Annotated in this window: 22 protein-coding genes; 7 read left to right on the forward strand and 15 right to left on the reverse strand. The window is 61.7% G+C overall.

Annotated features, from left to right (window positions below; translation table 11 throughout):
• Nucleotides 1–20: 20 nt before the first annotated feature.
• The 7 genes from mdh to sdhC all read right to left on the reverse strand — a co-directional run bounded on the left by mdh (nt 21) and on the right by sdhC (nt 6713).
• Nucleotides 21–983 carry a malate dehydrogenase gene (gene mdh / locus RHSP_RS01745; RefSeq protein ID WP_037148983.1) on the reverse strand — a complete coding sequence of 321 codons (963 nt, stop codon included), beginning with the start codon at nt 981–983 and terminating at the stop codon, nt 21–23.
• A gap of 180 nt (nt 984–1163) precedes the next feature.
• Nucleotides 1164–2327 carry a cell division protein ZapE gene (gene zapE, locus RHSP_RS01750; RefSeq protein ID WP_037148986.1) on the reverse strand — a complete coding sequence of 388 codons (1164 nt, stop codon included), beginning with the start codon at nt 2325–2327 and terminating at the stop codon, nt 1164–1166.
• 62 nt (nt 2328–2389) lie between these two features.
• Nucleotides 2390–2911 carry a protease inhibitor Inh/omp19 family protein gene (locus RHSP_RS01755; RefSeq protein WP_004107861.1) on the reverse strand — a complete coding sequence of 174 codons (522 nt, stop codon included), beginning with the start codon at nt 2909–2911 and terminating at the stop codon, nt 2390–2392.
• A gap of 295 nt (nt 2912–3206) precedes the next feature.
• Nucleotides 3207–3986 (reverse strand): succinate dehydrogenase iron-sulfur subunit, encoded by a 780-nt coding sequence (locus RHSP_RS01760; RefSeq protein WP_004107862.1) that lies wholly within the window; start codon nt 3984–3986, stop codon nt 3207–3209.
• A 17-nt stretch (nt 3987–4003) separates the two neighbouring features.
• Nucleotides 4004–5860, reverse strand: a complete 1857-nt coding sequence (gene sdhA / locus RHSP_RS01765; protein ID WP_004107863.1) for a succinate dehydrogenase flavoprotein subunit — start codon at nt 5858–5860, stop codon at nt 4004–4006.
• 7 nt (nt 5861–5867) lie between these two features.
• Nucleotides 5868–6248 carry a succinate dehydrogenase, hydrophobic membrane anchor protein gene (sdhD, locus tag RHSP_RS01770; RefSeq protein WP_004107864.1) on the reverse strand — a complete coding sequence of 127 codons (381 nt, stop codon included), beginning with the start codon at nt 6246–6248 and terminating at the stop codon, nt 5868–5870.
• Nucleotides 6249–6314: 66 nt separating this feature from the next.
• A complete protein-coding gene (gene sdhC / locus RHSP_RS01775) occupies nt 6315–6713 on the reverse strand; it encodes a succinate dehydrogenase, cytochrome b556 subunit (protein WP_004107865.1) in 399 nt (132 codons plus the stop codon).
• A 302-nt stretch (nt 6714–7015) separates the two neighbouring features.
• On the opposite strand from sdhC, the gene RHSP_RS01780 reads away from it, so the two are divergent.
• Nucleotides 7016–7417 carry a hypothetical protein gene (locus RHSP_RS01780; protein ID WP_037149072.1) on the forward strand — a complete coding sequence of 134 codons (402 nt, stop codon included), beginning with the start codon at nt 7016–7018 and terminating at the stop codon, nt 7415–7417.
• A gap of 84 nt (nt 7418–7501) precedes the next feature.
• Here the strand turns inward: RHSP_RS01780 and RHSP_RS01785 are convergent, their stop codons facing one another.
• The 7 genes from RHSP_RS01785 to tsaD all read right to left on the reverse strand — a co-directional run bounded on the left by RHSP_RS01785 (nt 7502) and on the right by tsaD (nt 11831).
• A complete protein-coding gene (locus RHSP_RS01785; RefSeq protein ID WP_004107867.1) occupies nt 7502–8152 on the reverse strand; it encodes a class I SAM-dependent methyltransferase in 651 nt (216 codons plus the stop codon).
• 17 nt (nt 8153–8169) lie between these two features.
• On the reverse strand, nt 8170–8601 hold the full coding sequence (locus RHSP_RS01790) for an EVE domain-containing protein (RefSeq protein WP_004107869.1): 432 nt from the start codon (nt 8599–8601) through the stop codon (nt 8170–8172).
• A gap of 3 nt (nt 8602–8604) precedes the next feature.
• Nucleotides 8605–8898 (reverse strand): YciI-like protein, encoded by a 294-nt coding sequence (locus RHSP_RS01795; protein ID WP_004107871.1) that lies wholly within the window; start codon nt 8896–8898, stop codon nt 8605–8607.
• A 69-nt stretch (nt 8899–8967) separates the two neighbouring features.
• The gene (locus RHSP_RS01800) at nt 8968–9399 is read right to left on the reverse strand and encodes a PIN domain-containing protein (RefSeq protein WP_004107872.1); all 432 of its coding nucleotides are present in this window, start codon (nt 9397–9399) and stop codon (nt 8968–8970) included.
• The gene (locus tag RHSP_RS01805) at nt 9396–9695 is read right to left on the reverse strand and encodes a hypothetical protein (protein WP_004107873.1); all 300 of its coding nucleotides are present in this window, start codon (nt 9693–9695) and stop codon (nt 9396–9398) included. The genes RHSP_RS01800 and RHSP_RS01805 overlap by 4 nt, the downstream gene beginning before the upstream one ends.
• Before the next feature lie 52 nt (nt 9696–9747).
• Nucleotides 9748–10737: an NAD(P)H-dependent glycerol-3-phosphate dehydrogenase gene (locus RHSP_RS01810; protein ID WP_004107874.1), complete on the reverse strand. Its 990-nt coding sequence runs from the start codon at nt 10735–10737 to the stop codon at nt 9748–9750.
• Entirely contained in the window at nt 10734–11831 is a 1098-nt protein-coding gene (gene tsaD / locus RHSP_RS01815; RefSeq protein ID WP_004107875.1) for a tRNA (adenosine(37)-N6)-threonylcarbamoyltransferase complex transferase subunit TsaD, read from the reverse strand. The genes RHSP_RS01810 and tsaD overlap by 4 nt, the downstream gene beginning before the upstream one ends.
• An 84-nt stretch (nt 11832–11915) precedes the next feature.
• Here tsaD and hemC point away from each other — a divergent pair, with 84 nt between their 5' ends.
• The 6 genes from hemC (at nt 11916) to RHSP_RS01845 (ending at nt 17865) form a co-directional block, all read left to right on the forward strand.
• Complete coding sequence (gene hemC / locus RHSP_RS01820; RefSeq protein ID WP_004107876.1) at nt 11916–12845, forward strand: hydroxymethylbilane synthase; 930 nt, start codon at nt 11916–11918, stop codon at nt 12843–12845.
• Between the two features lie 6 nt (nt 12846–12851).
• Nucleotides 12852–13580 carry a uroporphyrinogen-III synthase gene (locus RHSP_RS01825; RefSeq protein ID WP_004107877.1) on the forward strand — a complete coding sequence of 243 codons (729 nt, stop codon included), beginning with the start codon at nt 12852–12854 and terminating at the stop codon, nt 13578–13580.
• A gap of 79 nt (nt 13581–13659) precedes the next feature.
• Complete coding sequence (locus RHSP_RS01830) at nt 13660–14925, forward strand: COG4223 family protein (RefSeq protein WP_004107879.1); 1266 nt, start codon at nt 13660–13662, stop codon at nt 14923–14925.
• 15 nt (nt 14926–14940) lie between these two features.
• Nucleotides 14941–16548 (forward strand): heme biosynthesis protein HemY, encoded by a 1608-nt coding sequence (locus RHSP_RS01835; protein WP_004107880.1) that lies wholly within the window; start codon nt 14941–14943, stop codon nt 16546–16548.
• A gap of 113 nt (nt 16549–16661) precedes the next feature.
• A complete protein-coding gene (locus tag RHSP_RS01840) occupies nt 16662–17147 on the forward strand; it encodes a tellurite resistance TerB family protein (RefSeq protein ID WP_004107882.1) in 486 nt (161 codons plus the stop codon).
• Entirely contained in the window at nt 17140–17865 is a 726-nt protein-coding gene (locus RHSP_RS01845; RefSeq protein ID WP_037149075.1) for a glutamine amidotransferase, read from the forward strand. Before RHSP_RS01840 ends, RHSP_RS01845 begins: the two co-directional genes overlap by 8 nt.
• Nucleotides 17866–17916: 51 nt before the next feature.
• Here RHSP_RS01845 and RHSP_RS01850 read toward each other — a convergent pair whose 3' ends face one another.
• Nucleotides 17917–19173: an MFS transporter gene (locus RHSP_RS01850; RefSeq protein ID WP_004107885.1), complete on the reverse strand. Its 1257-nt coding sequence runs from the start codon at nt 19171–19173 to the stop codon at nt 17917–17919.
• Nucleotides 19174–19282 lie beyond the last annotated feature (109 nt).

A 19282-nucleotide genomic window follows, 5' to 3' on the forward strand; every position in this document is an offset into this window, starting at 1 on the left:
TCCCTGTTATGACGCGGAAATTACTTCAGCGAAGGCGCGATCGTGGCGCAAGCGTCGCAGAGGCCGGCAACGGCAGCGACCGACTTGTCGAAAGCTTCCTTCTCGGCCTTGTTGAGATCGATTTCGATGACGCGCTCGATACCGCCTGCACCGATGACGGTGGGAACGCCGACATACATGTCCTTGACGCCATACTGGCCGTCGAGGTGAGCGGCGCAAGGCAGAACGCGCTTCTTGTCCTTGAGGTAGGCTTCAGCCATCTCAATGGCCGAGGCAGCCGGAGCGTAATAGGCAGAGCCGGTCTTCAGCAGGCCGACGATTTCGGCGCCGCCGTCACGGGTGCGCTGGATGATTTCTTCGAGGCGCTCGGCGGTGAGCCAGCCCATCTTGACGAGATCGGTGAGCGGAATGCCGGCAACGGTGGAGTAGCGAGCAAGCGGAACCATCGAGTCGCCGTGGCCACCAAGAACGAAAGCGGTGACGTCCTGGACGGAAACGTTGAATTCCTTGGCAAGGAAGAGGCGGAAGCGCGAGCTGTCAAGCACGCCTGCCATGCCGACAACCTTGTTGGCCGGCAGGCCCGAGAACTTCTGCAGCGCCCAGACCATGGCGTCGAGCGGGTTGGTGATGCAGATCACGAAAGCATTCGGGGCATACTTCTTGATGCCGGCGCCGACCTGCTCCATGACCTTGAGGTTGATGCCGAGAAGGTCGTCGCGGCTCATGCCCGGCTTGCGGGGAACGCCTGCCGTGACGATGCAGACGTCAGCGCCTTCGATCGCGGAATAGTCGCTGGCGCCGGTGAGATTAGCGTCAAAGCCTTCGACCGGCGAAGACTGGGCGATGTCGAGACCCTTGCCCTGGGGGATGCCGTCCGCGATGTCGAACAGGACGATGTCGCCCAGTTCCTTCAGGCCGGCGAGATGCGCCAGCGTGCCACCAATCATGCCAGAACCAATAAGTGCGATCTTGTTGCGCGCCATTTCGGTGTATCCTTTGCGATCAAAATCCGTGGCGGGACGCCGAGCAAGGCATCCACAATAGCCGCCAATCGCATAGACCCAAAGGGGGAAATTGGCAATTGATTATTTTTGGATCAGCAATTTCAATCGGTTAGATCGAAAAATTCTTACGTAAACGTAAGTCATCATGTCACCGAATTGTTATTCGGCGGCTCGCCTCGCCGGAGTCTGGGCAAGATACTCGGCACTGCGCATCTCGAAAAGCCGCGATGCCGTGCGGTCAAATTCGAAACCTTCCGTCCCACGCCGCACCTCCAAGAGATGCTCCGGCATGGCGGCCGCCGACACGTAAAGGCGGATGTTGTGATCGTAGAGCGTGTCGATGAGAATGATGAAACGCTTCGTCTGATTGCGCTTTTCCGGCCCGAGCATCGGCACCCGGTCGAGAAAGATCGTATCGAAACGTTCGGCGATGGCGAAGAAATCGGCAGGCCCCAGCGCCGCCTCGCAGAGATCGGCAAAGGAGAAGCGCGCCATGCGCTCGACCGCAAGCGGCACATGAATGGAGCGCCCCTTCATCGGGATCTCCATCGGCTGCGCCTTGCGTCCATGCAGCGCCTGCACCCAGGATGCATCCATCGCCATATCGATACGCTGATCGAGCGGCGTCAGATAGACCGGCTGGCTGTTCAGCTTCTCCATGCGGTAATCGGTCGGCGAATCCAGCGTGACGATATCGACATGCTTCTTCAAGAGATCGATGAAGGGCAGAAAGAGGCCGCGATTGAGCCCGTCGCGATAGAGATTGTCCGGCTCGACATTCGACGTGGCGATCAGCACGCAGCCGAGCGAAAACAGCTCGGAAAACAGCCGCGACAGGATCATTGCATCGGCAATGTCGGTGACGGTGAATTCGTCGAAGCACAGCAATTCGGCTTCGGCGTAGAGATCGGCGGCGACGGGTGGTATGGGATCGGCCTGCTTCGTTTCGCCGTTCTTGAATTTCAGCCGCTGTGCGGCGATGCGATTGTGCGCATCGCTCATGAATTCGAAGAAATGTGCCCGGCGCTTCTTCTCGCAGGGCGCCATGGAGAAGAACATGTCCATCAACATGGTCTTGCCGCGCCCGACGCTGCCGTGAATGTAGAGGCCTTTAGTAGGCTCGACCGACTTCTTGCGCGCAGCAAACATCCAGCCAAGCGCGCTGGATTTGGCAGCAGGCCGCTTCCGCTTGAGATCGGCAAGCACGCGATCGAGCATTTTCGCCACATCCATCTGCGCCGAATCCACCTGTAGGGATCCGGATGCCGTCAGCGCCTTCAGCTGTTCGCAGACGCTGATCGAGTAGTCTGGCATGGGCTGCATGGGGAAATATCCGCCTGTGCAAAAAGGGGCGCACTCAAGCGGTGCAGCCCCGTCAAATAAGCTTATCGGCTGAGGCTGAGCGGTTGACCGGACGCGGTCGAGCCGTCAAAGCGCGAATCGGCCGTCTTGTAGACCGTGCCGATCGTGGAGCCGTCGCGATTTTTCAGGAGAACCTGCTTGCCGGAAACTTCCCACGAACCCATCGAGGTGAGTTCACCGGAGCAACCGCGCGTACCGCCGCGCGAACCGCTGCCGAGATTGGTAAGCGTCAGGAACATGTCGCAGCTCGCCCCGGCATTGCTCACTTTCCAGCTGCCGACCATCGATTCCTTGGTAACGTCCATGGCGGAAGCGGCCATCGCCTGCTGCTGCTGCGGATTGGCTGCGCTCGGCGCGCCCGTCGGTGCGGCCGGGAATTGCGAACCGTTGGCGCCGCCTGCGGGTGGAAGCTGGCTGGATTGTACGGGATTGACAGGCTGGGCCTGCAGTGGCGGGGCTGAATAACTGTCGTTGTATGCCGTGCGCTGGCAACCGGCAAGCGACAGACCTATCGCCGCAGCCGTCACTGCATATCTGAACTGCATCATCACACTCCTAATTATTTGTCCACCGCTGACATTTGCAAAGTGATGCTCAATGACGAGGGAATTACCGTATTTCACTTTGGTTAATCAAGTCGATACCGCCATAAATCGCCGCAAAGCCATAGCTGGACAAGAATCGGGTAGTTTCAAGGCTTGATTCGGCAAACCTTACGCAAACAAAACCAGAAGACGAATTTCAGCATCTTGCGATCGTCCCGGCCAATGTCGCGGGACTGCGATCCAGCCTTGCCTCGCAGCCGGACCCGAAAGCGAGGCAAAATGCCAAAACGGCGGGTTAGACCCGCCGCTCGACCATCATCTTCTTGATTTCGGCGATTGCCTTGGCCGGATTCAGACCCTTCGGGCAGGTCTGGGCGCAGTTCATAATCGTGTGGCAGCGATAGAGGCGGAAAGGATCCTCAAGGTTGTCGAGGCGCTCGCCCTTGGCTTCGTCTCTGGAGTCGATCAGCCAGCGATAGGCCTGCAGCAGCACGGCGGGGCCGAGATAGCGGTCGCCGTTCCACCAATAGCTCGGACAGGAGGTCGAGCAGCAGGCACACAGGATGCACTCGTAGAGGCCGTCGAGCTTCAGGCGATCCTCGTGGCTCTGCTTCCATTCCTTGGCAGGCGGCGGCGATACCGTTTTCAGCCAGGGCTCGATCGAGCGGTGCTGGGCGTAAAAGTTCGTCAGATCCGGTACGAGGTCCTTGACGACGGGCATATGCGGCAGCGGATAGACCTTCACCGTGCCCTTGATCTCGTCCAGGCCCTTGGTGCAGGCGAGCGTGTTGGTGCCGTCGATGTTCATCGCGCAGGAACCGCAAATGCCTTCGCGACAGGAGCGGCGCAGCGTCAGCGTCGGGTCGATCTTGTTCTTGATGTAGAGCAGACCGTCGAGCACCATCGGGCCGCAATCGTCGACATCGATATAGTAGGTATCGATGCTCGGGTTCTGGCCGTCATCCGGGCTCCAGCGATAGACACGGAATTCGCGCGTGTTCTTGGCGCCGACCGGCTTCGGCCAGACCTTGCCTTCGCGCATCTGAGAGTTCTTGGGGAGAGCGAGTTCAACCATGGTCAGTTCCTCTCAGATCAGTATACGCGTGCCTTCGGCTCGATCTTGTGCGGATCGATGCCTTCGGCGATCAGGTCGGTGTGAACGGGACGATAGTCGAGCTTCACGTCGCCGGCGTCGTTGACCCAGGCAAGCGTATGCTTGCGCCAGTTCTCGTCGTCGCGACCGGCAAACTTGCCCTCGGTGTAATCCTCGCGGGCATGCGAGCCGCGGCTTTCCTTGCGGGCCTCGGCGCCGTAGATCGTCGTGATGGCGTTGGCCATCAGATTGTGCAGTTCGAGTGTCTCGACGAGGTCGGAGTTCCAGATCAGCGAACGGTCGGTGACCTTGATGTCCGGCAGCTCCTTCCAGATCTCCGACAGGCGGCGGCAGCCGGACTCCAGCGATTCCTGCGTGCGGAACACGGCGGCGTCTTCCTGCATGGCGCGCTGCATCTTCTCGCGCAGCGCTGCCGTCGGCGTCGAGCCGCCGGCGTGACGCAGGCGATCGAAGCGATCCATGATCTTGTCGCAGGCCGCAACGTTGAGCGCCGGAACCGGGCCATCGCGGTCGATGACCTGACCGGCGCGGATAGCGGCGGCGCGGCCGAAGACGACAAGGTCGATCAGCGAGTTGGAGCCGAGGCGGTTGGCGCCATGCACCGAAGCACAGCCGGCTTCGCCGACGGCCATCAGGCCCGGCAGCACGCGCTCGGGATTGTTGCTGTCGGCATTCAGCACTTCGCCCCAGTAGTTCGTCGGAATGCCGCCCATATTGTAGTGAACGGTCGGCAGAACCGGGATCGGATCCCGGGTCACGTCGACGCCGGCGAAGATGCGGGCGCTCTCGGAAATGCCCGGCAGGCGCTCGTGCAGCACAGCCGGGTCGAGATGGTCGAGGTGCAGGAAGATGTGGTCCTTGTTCTTGCCGACGCCGCGGCCCTCGCGGATCTCAAGCGTCATGCAGCGCGAAACAACGTCACGCGAGGCAAGGTCCTTCGCCGAGGGAGCATAGCGTTCCATGAAGCGCTCGCCCTCGGAATTGACGAGATAGCCGCCTTCGCCGCGGGCGCCTTCGGTGATCAGGCAGCCCGAACCGTAGATGCCGGTCGGGTGGAACTGAACGAATTCCATGTCCTGCAGCGGCAGGCCGGCACGGGCCACCATACCGCCACCGTCGCCGGTGCAGGTATGGGCAGAGGTTGCCGAGAAATAGGCGCGGCCGTAGCCGCCGGTCGCCAGCACCACCATCTTGGCGGCGAAGCGATGGATCGTGCCGTCATCGAGGCACCAGGCGACGACGCCGGTGCAGCGGCTGCCGTCGTCGGACATGATGAGGTCGAGCGCGAAATATTCGATGAAGAATTCGGCGTTGTTGCGCAGCGACTGGCCATAAAGCGTGTGCAGGATGGCATGGCCGGTACGGTCGGCGGCAGCACAGGTGCGCTGCACCGGCGGTCCCTCGCCGTAATTCTGCATGTGCCCGCCGAACGGACGCTGATAGATCTTGCCTTCCTCGTTACGCGAGAAAGGCACGCCGTAGTGCTCGAGTTCGTAGACGGCTTTCGGCGCTTCCATGACCATGTACTGCATGGCATCGACGTCGCCGAGCCAGTCGGAACCCTTGACGGTGTCGTAGAGGTGCCACTGCCAGCTGTCGGGCGTCATGTTGCGCAGCGAAGCGGCAATGCCGCCCTGGGCGGCAACGGTGTGTGAGCGGGTCGGGAAGACCTTGGTGATGCAGGCGGTGCGGAAGCCCTGCTCGGCCATGCCGAGCGTGGCGCGCAGGCCGGCGCCGCCGGCGCCGACGACGATCACGTCATAGGAGTGGTCGACGTACTTATAGGCTTTCCCATTTTGAGCAGGCCCATTCTGAGCGGATGAGTTCGGTGCCATGATGCATTTATCCTACGAACGCGATCTTCAGAATGGCGAAAAGACAGAGCCCCGCCAGAATGACCGAGAAAAACGTGTTGAGCATGAGAAGGACGATCTTGCCGAATTCACCGTGCACATAGTCCTCGATGATGACCTGCATGCCGAGCTTCATATGAATGATGCCGGAGATCACCATCAGGCCCATGATGACCGCGACGAGCGGATTCGACAGCGCATGCACGACTTCCGCGTAGGGCGCTCCAGCATAGATCATCAGGAAGATGACGAAGAAGAGAAAGAGGGGAACGTTGGCAACGGCGGTCAGGCGCTGGCGCCAGAAATGATCGGTGCCTTCCTTGGCGGAACCGAGACCGCGAACTTTGCCCAGAGGGGTGCGCATATCCATGAGAAATATCCTTTAAAGCATGATCCCGAAAAACGCCCGAGCGCTTTCAGGAACGATCACGCCAATTCAACCCAGCCGGATGGCGATGCCGATGATCCAGACCAGCGCGGTCAGACAGATCGAGGCGATGAGCGTGAACTTGGCCATCTTCGTCGAGACGGCAGGGTCGAAACCGTAGCCCAGATCCCAGACGAAATGGCGCAGACCGCCGATGAGGTGATGCAGCAGCGCCCAGGTGTAGCCGAGCAGGATGATGCGGCCGATGATCGAGCCCATGATCCAGTTGACCAGGTCGAAATAGCCCTGACCGGTCGCAGCGGCGATCAACCACCAGGCAACCAGCACCGTGCCGAAGTAGAGCGCACCGCCGGTGATGCGGTGGACGATCGACATGACCATGGTGGGAATGGGTTTGTAGATTTGCAGGTGCGGCGACAGGGGCCGGTTTTGTGTGACGTTCGCCATCAGAACCTCGCGGCGTTACGATACGCTTAGAACCCGGATCTCCGGGGCAACGCGCGCACGGGGACGTGCAGTGTGCGTTGCATCATTGCGACCATTAATCGCGGAAATGCCTATCGACAAGCCCAATTGATGCCTGCATCGAATTTAATCGATTGGGATCGCTTTGCACTTTAGCGAGCATGCAAAGACGGACTCCTCATTCCGGGCTGTTTACCATTTCATCAACCCTGACGTGGACTTCGCGCCGGTCTTGGGGCAATCTGCCGTTAAGACTTTTTTAACGGATGGAAACGGAACGAATCATGAGGCCGCATCTTTTCAAGGCAGCAGCGCTCGTTTTGACGGCAGCCGCCGCCTTTTCCTCGACATCGGCGTTCGCGAACGAATTTCATCGCTGGCGCCCTCACCATCATTCGGGCCTCGTGCGCCTGCCCCAGATATCGTCTTCGCAGGGATTCGGGCAGCAGCAGCCGGCCAGAATCATCCTCATGCAACGGCAAGAGGCCGCGAGCGCCGGCACCTATGCCGGCACGGCGGACGTCTACCAGGCCGATAGCGGCACCTATGTTGTCGGCTATGGCGGCTACAATCCTTATGCGCGCCCTGTCGCGGCACAGCCAAGGCCGCGCGCCAAGGTCATCAATGTCCGCTACGCCGCCGATCCCTGCTCGCATGAAGCCGGCGTCTGCGTGATTCGGCCCTGACGGCCTCCGGATCAAGTCAGGAAAGATGCATCGCGGCTTTCCACCCGGAATGCCGCGAAAATGATTGCGCGGCGGTTGATCGCTCTACCCGGCGAGAAATCGCCAGACGGTCGTCTTCTTGACCTCGCTATCCTCCAGCGCACGCGTCACCGGCACCTGATACGTCGCCTGTGCCTCAAGGCTATCCTTGGGAAGATAGGCTCTGCCGGGATCGCCGACCAGGACAGTCCGTCCCTCGCCCGCCAGTTGGTGTAGCCAGGGAACAAGGCCTGCCGCAAAATCGCGATCGTAGAAGACATCGCCGGCGAGAATGACCTCCGCATTCACAGCACGGCCGATGATATCCTCGCCGGAGAAATCCAGGGCAACGCCATTTTCGACGCCATTCAACCGGATCGCCGTGGCCGCCCAGGGATCGATATCGACGGCAAGCACATGACTCGCGCCTGCAAGCCCGGCCGCGATGGCAACGAGCCCGGAACCGCTGGCAAAATCCAGCACGGTTCTGCCGGCAACAATTGCCGGATGATCGAGGATGTAGCGCGCCAAACCCTGCCCGCCTGCCCAGGCAAAGGCCCAGAATGGCGGCGGCAGACCGATGTCCTCCAGTTCCTCCTCGGTCTTCAACCACAGTTCATGGGCCTCGCTTGCAAGGTGCAGCCGGATTTCCGGCACATGCGGCGGCGCCATCAGACTGGTATTGGCAAGGATGAAACTTTCCGGATCGGTTTTCACGAGGTCCTTCAGCCGGATCAGACCGGCGGATTGTCCAGACCGCCCATGCGGCAGACTTCGAGCCATTCCTCATCCGTCACCGGCTGCACGGAAAGCCGCATGGAGGTGACGAGCGCCATTTGCGAAAGCTTCGGATTGGCCTTGACGTCCTTCAAGGACACAGGCTTCGGTATGTCGCGGACGGCGCGGATGTCGACGCATTCCCAGCGAAGATCGTCCTTGGCGGTCGAATCCGGATGCGCCAGCGCGCAGACTTCGACAATGCCGACCACCTCGAGCCCGTCATTGGAGTGATAGAAGAAACCCTTGTCGCCGATCTGCATGGCCCGCATGTTGTTGCGGGCGAGATAGTTGCGCACGCCGGTCCACTCGGTCCCCTTTTCGCCGGCATCCTTCTGCTGCTGCCACGACCAGGAGGACGGCTCGGATTTATAAAGCCAGTGCGCCATGTCTCATGCCTCCGGATTGTTGAAGACCCAGTTGAACGGCTTGATCTCGACGCTCTCGAACAGACCGGCCTTAGCATAAGGGTCCGCATCCGCGATCGCGACCGCCGCTTCGACGTTCTCGGCCTTGACGACCACCAGACTGCCGTTCGGCTTGCCTTCGGCATCGAGGAACGGACCTGCCATCTTCAGCGTGCCTTCGGCATTGAGCTTGTTCAGATACTCCAGATGCGCCGGGCGTGTCTCCATGCGGACATTCAGGTAACCGGGCTTGTCCTTGCAGACAAAGGCAAACAGCATGACTTAATTCTCCCAAGGAAATCGAAATCTATTGGCGATGACGGATAAAGCTTCAATCGCCCCAGGTCATCACATTTCTGCGCGAAGGGGGTTGATGATATCGAGGCCCCAGAAGTCGGCTTCATTATCCGTGGCGATAATGCATTCGTTCGTGATTGCCGCGGAGGCGATCAACATGTCCATCGGGTCACGCTGCCTTCCCGCCGCCCTGCCCTCGGCCATAAGCTGCGCCCAAATCAAAGCGGCATTCTCGTCAAAGGGAAGAATGCGCCCTGCAAAATAGGCTTGAGGTCCCTGACCGCCGAGAAACCATGCCTCAAGATCATCACGCTTGCGTCCCGCCGACATGATCAGGATGCCACGCTGAATTTCAGCGATCGTAGAGGCTGTGATGTAGAGATCATCATCCAATTGGGCCTCGAGCCATCGCACGAGGTGAGGCGACGGTTCGGGTTTGATCGTGTTGCTGATGATATTGGTATCCAGCAAGTAGCGGGTCAAAGATCGATCTCGCGCACTTTGCCTTTAACCCTTTCAAGATCGATATCGGTCCCGACAAGGGGCGAGCTGCGTAGCCAGGCGTAAACACCGCCTTTTTTCGGCGGATCTCCTGAAACGGTCTTGGTCAGTACATCGCGAAGTCGGGCCGCTTCAGTTCCGCCTTCTGCCAATCGTCGTGCCATCTCTCTAATAAGAGTACGGTCGGCATCAAGCCCGAGCACCTCGAAGCGAGCGAGACCGCGCTCTCCGAGACGAGAACGGTAGTTCTGAATTGCGCGCTTTTGCGAGTTACTCATAGCCGCTCCCTGTATATCCAGTAATATATCCAGGGCAGCACTGATATTCAAGCTATTCCGTGGTGATCGGCCGCGTCATCAGCTGCCCGATGGCGGCCGTTATGTCGAGTTTGCCGTCAATGATAGCGGACACGGCGTCGGTAATCGGCATGTCGACGCCGAGTTCGCCGGCGAGCCGCGCCGCGATGGAAGCGGCATAGGCGCCCTCGACCAGCGTACCGTGCGCCGGATCGGCTGTTTCGCCTTGACCAAGCGCGATACCGAATCTGAGATTGCGGGATTGATGACTGGTCGCCGTCAGCACGAGATCGCCGAGACCCGAGAGCCCGCGCACGGTTTCAGCCTTACCGCCCTTGGCCGCGACGAAGCGCGACATTTCGGCGAGACCGCGGCTGATCAACGCCGCGCGTGCGGAATCACCAATGCCCCGGCCCTCGACAATGCCGCAGGCGATGGCGAGAACATTCTTCAGCGCGCCGCCAAGCTGCACGCCGATGCGGTCATCCGATGCATAGAGGCGGAAGGTCGGGCCGGAAATCGCCTGCGCGAGCCTTTCGGCGACGGCCATGTCTGCGGCAGCGATCGCCATGGCCGTCGGCAGGCCTTTGGCGATATCGGCGGCAAAGCCAGGCCCGGAAAGCACGGCGATGGCATGCTGCGGCAGCTCCCGCTCGAGCATATCGGTCAGAAGGTCGCCTGAAACCTTGTCGATACCCTTGGCGCAGGTGACGACAATCGCGTCCTTGGCGAGGTAAGGCCCATAGTGGCGAGCAGCGTCCGCCTGCGCCTGCGACGGCATGGCGAAAAGGACGATGCCAGCATTGGAAACGGCATCCGCCTCGGCCGAAAACCGCAGCGAATCCGGAAGCTCGATCCCAGGCAGGGCGGCATCATGCATGCGATCAGCGGCAAGATCCGTCATCAGCCCCGCATTGCGCCCGACGAGCGTCACGTCGCTACGGCCGGTCAGCGCGATGACGGCTGCGAGCGCCGTGCCGAAAGCACCTGCGCCGATGACTGCGATTTGCTCATTGCCGCTCATGCCTTCGCTCCCCGTTTGCCGTATCCCAGAAGAGTTTCCGCCTTCTGATCCAGCGGCCAGCGCGAACGCGGCTGCACATCGAGATCGTCAGGGGCAACACCCGTCGCCATGCGCTCCAGTCCTGCCCAGGCGATCATGACGGCATTGTCAGTACACAATCTCAATGGCGGCGCGATGAAACGAAAGCCATTGGCATCGCAAAGCTCCTGCAGCGTGCGGCGCAGCTCGAGATTGGCAGCAACGCCGCCGGCCACGACAAGCGACGGCGTTTCCTTTGCCTTCGGAAATTCCGTCTTGAAGCGCTGCAGGCCGCGGCCGATCCGATCCTTCAAGGTGCGCGAAATAGCTTTCTGGAAGGAGGCGCAGATATCGGCGATATCCTGCTCGGTCACGGGCGCGATCGCCGTCGCCGCCTGCCGTACCGCCGTCTTCAAGCCGGAGAAGGAAAAATCGAGGCGCGTCTCGCCGACCAGCGGCCGCGGAAGATCGAAGCGATCCGGATTACCTTTTTTCGCGGCTGCCTCCACGGCCGGGCCGCCGGGATAGGGCAGCCCCAGAAGCTTGGCCGTCTTGTCGAAGGCTTCGCCCAGCGCGTCGTCGATGGTCGTGCCCCAGCGCTCATATTGGCCGACGCCGCGCACCAGGATGAGCTGCGTATGACCACCGGAAACGAGCAGCATCAGATAGGGAAAAGCAAGTCCGTCGGTAAGCCGCGCCGTCAGGGCATGGCCTTCCAGATGGTTGATGGCGTATAATGGCTTGCCTGTCGCACGCGAGATCGCCTTGCCGGTCATCAAGCCGACGAGCAGACCGCCGATGAGGCCCGGCCCGGACGTGGCAGCGATGGCATCGACGTCCGAGAGCGACACATTGGCGCGTTTCAATGCTTCGTCGATCAGCGTATCCAGCGCCTCGACATGCGCCCGCGCAGCGATTTCCGGCACGACGCCGCCATAGGCGCTATGCTCGTCCAACTGACTGAGGACAACATCGGAACAAACCGTGGGCGTGCCGTCATTCCGGCGCTCGACAATGGCTGCAGCGGTTTCGTCACAGCTTGTTTCGATGCCGAGAATACGAAGAATGGACGCCATGGAGAAAGTTCGTTGCCTACAGGTCGATTGCGATAAAGCGGAAATATGGTTACGGGAACTGTCGGTAACAACGGATCAAAGCGGATGCAAACAAAACCTTTCCGGATCGGCACGCGGGGCAGCCCGCTGGCGCTCGCCCAGGCGCACGAGGCACGCGACCGCCTGATGGCGGCGCATGGCCTTCCGGAGGAGATGTTCGAAATCGTCGTTCTGAGTACCAAGGGCGACCGCATCACCGACCGCTCATTGGCGGCAATCGGCGGCAAGGGCCTGTTCACGGAGGAGCTCGAAGAAAAGCTGACCTCCGGCGAACTCGACTTCGCGGTGCACTCAGCCAAGGACATGGCGACGAAGCTGCCCGAGGGGCTGGCGCTGAACGCCTACCTGCCCCGCGAAGACATTCGCGATTCCGTCATCGGCCGCACAGCACCGAAATTGATCGAGCTGCCGTATGGCGCAACCGTCGGCTCAGCCTCGCTGCGCCGCCAGGCGCTAGTCCGCCGCCTGCGCCCGGATATCAATGTCATCACCTTCCGAGGCTCGGTCCAGACCCGCCTTCGCAAGCTCGAAGAGGGACAGGCGGATGCGACGCTGCTTGCCGTTGCCGGCCTGAAGCGGCTCGGCAATGTCGAGGTCATCACCGAAATCCTCGATCCGGACGAATTCCCGCCGGCACCGGCACAGGGCGCAATCGCCATCGAAAGCCGCATCGACGACAAGAGGACGAGCGACCTGCTCGTCGCCATCAACGATGGACAGACCTTCGATGCGGTATCCTGCGAGCGCGCCTTCCTGGCGGCACTCGACGGCTCCTGCCGCACGCCCATTGCCGGCTACGCGATCTGCGAGGGGGATCATCTGCGGTTCTTCGGCATGATCCTGACGCCGGATGGCAAGCAGGTGCACACCACCACCATCGAAGGCCATCGCCGCGATGCCGAAGCGCTCGGCATCAATGCGGGTCAGGCAATTCGTGCCGAAGCGGGCAGCACCTTTTTCGAAGACTGGGTCTGACATCCGATGCGCGTCGTCGTCACCCGCCCCCAGCATTCGGGTGAACGCACCATCGGGCGATTGGCGCGGATGGGCCACGAAGCATTGCTGCTGCCATTGGCGGAGCCGATCCATCATGCCGACGATGCGAGACGCGCGCTCTTGGAAACCCATGGCGCCATCGCCGTCACCAGTGCCGAAGCGGTTCGGGTTCTGGCCGCGTTGGGCGCCGATCTTGCACCTCATCTCGGCCGCCCGCTTTTTGCCGTCGGCAAGGCAACCGCCAAGGAGGCGGCCGCCCTCGGCTTTATCGATATTGCCGCATCGGAAGGCGGCGGCACCGAGCTCGCGGCTCTGATTTCCGGTCATGCGACCAATCTTACCGAAAGCCCCCTTCTCTATCTCGCGGGCCATCCCCGCGCTGCCGGTTTCGAAGCGGGACTGACCAGGCTGCGGCGACCGTTCCGCACGGTGGAATGCTACCGGATGCGCGATGTCATCCCCGAAGATGGTGTCCTTCGCCGGCTTTTCGCCGACCCGCGGGCAGATGCGGTATTGCTTTATTCCCAGCAGACGGCGCAGCGCTTCTTCGGCTTGCCCTTCGTGCGGGAAAACCCGGCGATCTTCGCCGGGACGCGCTTTCTCTGCCTGAGCGAGACCATTGCCGAAGCGGTTCCGGCCGACATGCGTCCACACGTCGCGATCGCCGAAACGCCGGATGAAGACCGACTTCTGGCGCTGCTTGTCGCAGGGTAAGGCCGCAATTTTGATCTAAGGTCTTTCCATAATCGCCTTGTCTGTCTAACTTCGTTGCAGCGCATGAAAAGAGGACCTCATGGTACCGGGAAAACCGCCTAACCATTCGAAGCCCAACAACGAGCCGGTCACGATCGATCTGGAAGCCGAAAAAACTGCGCAGGACGCAGCGCCCGAGGATATGACGGAACGCAGCCACGGCGAGCCCGGCTCATCCTCCGCCAATGAAGTGGAAATGCCGCTGGAAGCGAGCAATGAGCCGCTGCACGAGGAAAATCGGGAGCACATTCCCGATCCCCTCCCGGAGGAACCGAGAGCTGCTGCGGAACACAAGCCTGACCCTGCACCTTCCTACCCGCAGCAACAGAGACGGGAAGGCGCAATCTCCGGCCTGATCGCCGCCGGCATCGTCGGTGGCTTGATTGCGCTTATTTGCGCGGGCGCGATTCAATATGCCGGCCTGTTGCCCGGCCGAGGCTCGGCCAAGGACAATTCGGCCGATATCGCCGCTCTCAACGCCGAAATCGACGGGCTGAAGCAGAGCATCGCCAATCTTGCCGCGACCCCGGCCCCTGCTGCAAAACCGGATAGCGCACTCGCGGCCCGTGTTGCCGCGCTCGAAACGGCAACCGCCAACGGCATGTCGTCAGGCGGATCGACAGGTTCAGCGGGCACCGATACCGATCAGAAAATCGCCGCGCTGACCGCCGAAGTCGATCAGCTGAAGGCGGATCTCGGCAAGGCGACGCAGAGCCAGGCGACGGCCGATGCGGCGGTCGGCAAACGTCTCGACAATGCCGAAAGGAAACTGAGCGGACCGAGCCAGGAAAGTGCGGTTGCCCGCGCGATCGCGGCTGCGGCGCTGAAGGCTGCGATCGATCGCGGCGGCCCGTTCCGGCCTGAACTCGATACCTTCGCCAATGTCGCGCCCGACGACCCGGCCGTCGCCGATCTTAAGAACTTCGCCCAGACCGGCGTTCCCTCGCGCGCCGACCTGATCCGCCAGGTCACGGATGTGGCGACCGCCATCGTCGCCACCACGCAGAACGACAATCCGAACCAGAGCTGGAGTGACCGGCTGATGTCGAGCGCCAAATCCCTGGTACAGGTGCGCCCGGTCGGCAACGTCCCGGGCGACGGCATCGATGCGATCGCCGCGCGCTTCGAAGACAAGGTGAAGAATGGCGACCTGCCGGGCGCTGTGACCGAGTGGAACAGCTTGCCCGACGCGGCCAAGTCGACCTCCGCCGCCTTCAAGCAGTCGCTGGAAGCCCGCATCCGCGTCGAGGATCTGGTGAGCGATGCGCTGTCGAAGGCAATCGCCAATACCGGGAAGCAGAACTAAGGACGGAGCGCAGCAATGATCAGACTGATTATCTTCGCCATTCTCGTCCTCGCTCTCGGCTATGGTTTTTCCTGGCTGGCGGATCGGCCGGGTGACCTTTCGCTGGTCTGGGAAGGCCAGCTTTATCGGACCAGGCTGATCGTGGCCGCAGCCATCCTGATCGCCTTGATCGCCGCCGTCATGATCGTCTGGTGGTTCATACGGCTGATCTGGACCTCGCCGCATTCCGTCACCCGCTATTTCCGCGCCCGCAAGCGCGATCGCGGCTATCAGGCGCTGTCCACCGGCCTGATTGCCGCCGGTGCCGGCAATGCGCTGCTCGCCCGCAAGATGGCGGCGCGCACGCGCGGGCTCATCCGCGCCGATCAGGAGCCGCTCATCAATCTGCTTGAGGCGCAGGCGGCATTGATCGAAGGCAAGCATGACGAGGCGCGCCAGAAATTCGAGCTGATGGCCAACGACCCAGAAACGCGGGAACTCGGCTTGCGCGGCCTCTACCTCGAAGCCAAGCGCCTCGGTGCGCATGAGGCTGCACGGCAATATGCCGAAAAGGCCGCTGATCAGGCTCCGTACCTGCCCTGGGCAGCGCAAGCGACGCTGGAATATCGCAGCCAGGCCGGCCGCTGGGATGATGCCATCAAGCTTCTCGACCAGCAGAAGGCAGCTCATGTCGTCGACAAGACCACGGCCAACCGCCAGCGCGCCGTGCTTTTGGCGGCACGCGCCGATGACAGGCTGGAGAGCGATCCGGCCGGTGCCCGCGACGATGCGCTCGCAGCTTTGAAGCTGGTGGCTGATTTCGTGCCGGCGGCGCTGGTCGCGGCCAAGGCCCTGTTCCGCGAAGACAAGGTGCGTAAGGCCGCATCCATGCTCGAGCAGGTCTGGAAGTCGCATCCGCATCCCGAGATCGGCAGAGCCTATGTGCGGGCCCGCAGCGGCGATTCCGTCACCGACCGCCTGAAACGCGCCGAACGGCTGGAGACTATCCGCCCTAACAATGTCGAGGCATTGCTGCTGACGGCAAAGGCGGCGCTGGATGCCACCGATTTCGGCAAGGCGCGCGCCAAGGCCGAAGCCGCAGCCAGGATCGATGCGCGCGAGGGCGCCTTCCTGCTTCTGGCCGATATCGAAGAGGCCGAGACCGGCGATCAGGGGCGCATGCGCCACTGGATGGCACAGGCATTGCGCGCGCCGCGCGATCCGGCCTGGGTCGCCGACGGCTTCGTCTCCGAAAAGTGGCTGCCGCTTTCGCCCGTCACCGGCAGGCTCGACGCCTTCGAATGGAAGGCGCCCTTCGACCAAGTCGAGGGGCCTGTCGAAGAGGGCAGCGTCCTTTCCATCGATGCGGCGCTGAAGTCGCTCCCGCCAGTGCGCGAAGCCCCTTCCGCAACCATGGCCGATGCTCCGAGTTCACCGAAAGTTGCATCGCCCGCAACCAATGCTTATGTCATGGAATTGGAACCGACGGCAGCGAAGCCCGCCCCGAGCGCATCTGCTGCATCACCGCAGCCGGCGCAGAGGGAACCGGAACTACGGCCCTTCTTCGGCGGCGCGCCCGACGACCCCGGTGTGAAAAACATGAAGCTTGAACCGGAATCCAAGACGCGGCTCAGGTTGTTCTAGAGCAATTCCAGCGAAAGTGCGAAGCGGTTTTGCGTCCGCAATTGCGTGAAAACAAAAAGATGGAGCGTGGCCCCCCTAGAACCCCGCTCGGCTTGCTTTGAGAATGGATACGGATGTTCGAACGTTTTCAGGAATTCCTTCATAACCTGACCCAGGACCACCCCAAATCCGGCTTTGCGCCCGACGACCCGCGCGTCGCGGTGGCAGCGCTCTGTATCCAGGTCATGGAAGCGGACGGCAAGATCGAGAGCAGCGAAAAGAAGAGGCTGCGCAAGCTTCTCAAGAGCCAATATGGCCTCGAAGGCCGCCAGCTCGATGCACTGATCGCCGCCGGCGAGGAAGCCGAAAGCGAGGCCGTCGATTACTATCGCTTCACCTCGGATCTGAAGCGCCATCTCGACAGTACCCAGCGGCTGGAGCTGCTCGGCATACTCTGGGATATCGTCTATGCCGACGGCGAGCGCAGCGAGATGGAAGACCATGCGATCTGGCGCATCGCCGACCTCATGGGCATTTCCGATCGCGAGCGCATCATGAAGCGCCAGGAAGCAGCCGCGCGCGTGCCCGGTTCGAGGGCGGAGACAGGCAATGATGATTGAAGCGCCGAGGCGTGGCGGCCGACCGATATTGATCGTCCTGCACCAGGAGCGCTCCAGCCCCGGCCGTGTCGGCCAGATGCTGCTGGAGAAGGGCTACGATCTCGATATCCGCCGCCCGGTTCTCGGCGACCGCCTGCCTTCGACGCTTGCCGCCCATGCCGGCGCCGTCATCTTCGGCGGGCCGATGAGCGCCAACGACCCGGAGGAATTCATCAAGGCGGAGACGGATTGGCTGAAGGTTCCTCTCAAGGAGAACCGGCCCTATCTCGGCATCTGCCTCGGGGCGCAGCTGCTCGCCCGCCATCTCGGCGCCAAGGTGAAGGCGCGCGACGACGGCAAAACCGAGATCGGCTGGTATGGGCTGCAGCCGACGGAAAGGGGCCGGCTGCTGATGCACTGGCCGCAAATGGTTTATCATTTCCATCGCGAAGGCTTCGAGCTGCCACACGGAGCCGAGCTGCTGGCTACGGCCGAGACCTATCCCAACCAGGCCTATCGCTACGGCGCCAACGCCTGGGGCCTGCAGTTCCATGCCGAACTCACCCGCGCCATGATGCAGCGCTGGGTCGTGCACGGCGAGCATCGCTTCTGCATGCCGAACGCCCAGCAGGGCCGCGAGCACCTGGAAGGCCGGATGATCTTCGATGCCGCGCTCAAGGCCTGGCTATCGCAATTCCTCGATCTCGTCTTCGAGGGCAAGCAGGCGATAGCTGCCTGAGACGACGGAACCCTTGAATCGAAAGAGCGCTGTGCCGGCTTCCGGCACCCCTCAAGCCGGCTGCGGCTCACTCTTGCGGTCGGGTGCGTTCAGGCTGTCGATCTGGCGGAGCTGCGGGAACCCGGCCGCCCAGAGAATAGCGACCGTAAGCGTGCCGAGACCACCGATGACGACGGCGGGGATGGCGCCGAAATAATGCGCCATAATGCCGGCCCGAAACTCGCCGAGCTCGTTCGACGCCCCGACGAAGACCATGTTGACGGCATTGACGCGGCCGCGGACATGATCCGGCGTCCAGAGCGTGATCAGGGTTTCGCGGACATAGACCGAGATCAGGTCGGATGCCCCCATGACGGCAAGAGCCGTTATCGACAGCCATGGCGTATGCGAGACGCCGAAGACCAGCGTGCCCAGGCCGAACATGGCGACACCGGCGAACATGTAGACGCCGGCGCGGTGCCGGATCGGATATGTCGCCAGAAACAGGCCCATGGCGATCGCGCCGAAGCTCGGGGCAGCGCGCAGGAGGCCGAGCCCCCACGGCCCAAGTGTCAGGACGTCGCGCGCATAGACCGGCATCAGCGCCACCGCACCACCGAGCAGTACGGCGAAGAGATCGAGCGAAACGGCCCCAAGCACCACTTTCTCCGACCAGATGAACCTAAAGCCTGCGAGGATCTCGTTCATGCTTTTCGATTGCTGCGCGGCACGCTGATGCGGCTTCGGGATCAGGAAAGTCAGGATAGAGCCGGCGGCCAGGAAGATCACGGCCACCGTATAGGATGCGCCGGCGCTGACGCCATAGAGCAAACCGCCGGCGACAGGGCCGAGAACGGCGGCGGCATCCCAGGACATCGAGTTCCACGTCACCGCATTGGACAGATCCTGCGGCGGTATGAGATTGGGCGCAAGCGACTGCATCGACGGCGTCATGAAGGCACGCTCGACGCCGAAAACGGCGAGGATCATGAAAACCGGCAGAGGCGCAAACGTACCGCTGACGGTGAGGAAGAGGAGTGCCGCCGTGCAGAGCATGCCGACGAAGATGCAGATCGCCGCGACCCTGCGCCTGTTGTAGCGATCGGCCACCGTACCCGTGACCAGGATCAACAACAGAGAAGGAAGGAATTGTACAAGGCCGATCAGGCCGAGATAAGCGGGATTTCCGGTATGGTCATACATCTGCCAGCCGACCGAGACGCTGACGATCTGGGTGGCAAAAGCCGTCAAAAACCGAGCGAAGAAGAAATAGGTATAGGCAATGTGCCTGAAGGCGGCAAACCGGTCTCCGCTGGCGGCGAACGACATGGGGCGAGACTTTCCGGCGCGGCAGCCGGCGCAAGCGCACGAACCGGCCTTTTAAACATGATTCAACATGCTTCGGAGCATGGGACTTGCCCGTTTAGTCGCCAATGTC

The sequence above is a fragment of the Rhizobium freirei PRF 81 genome, assembly GCF_000359745.1.
In the GTDB taxonomy this organism is placed as follows: Bacteria; Pseudomonadota; Alphaproteobacteria; order Rhizobiales; family Rhizobiaceae; genus Rhizobium; species Rhizobium freirei.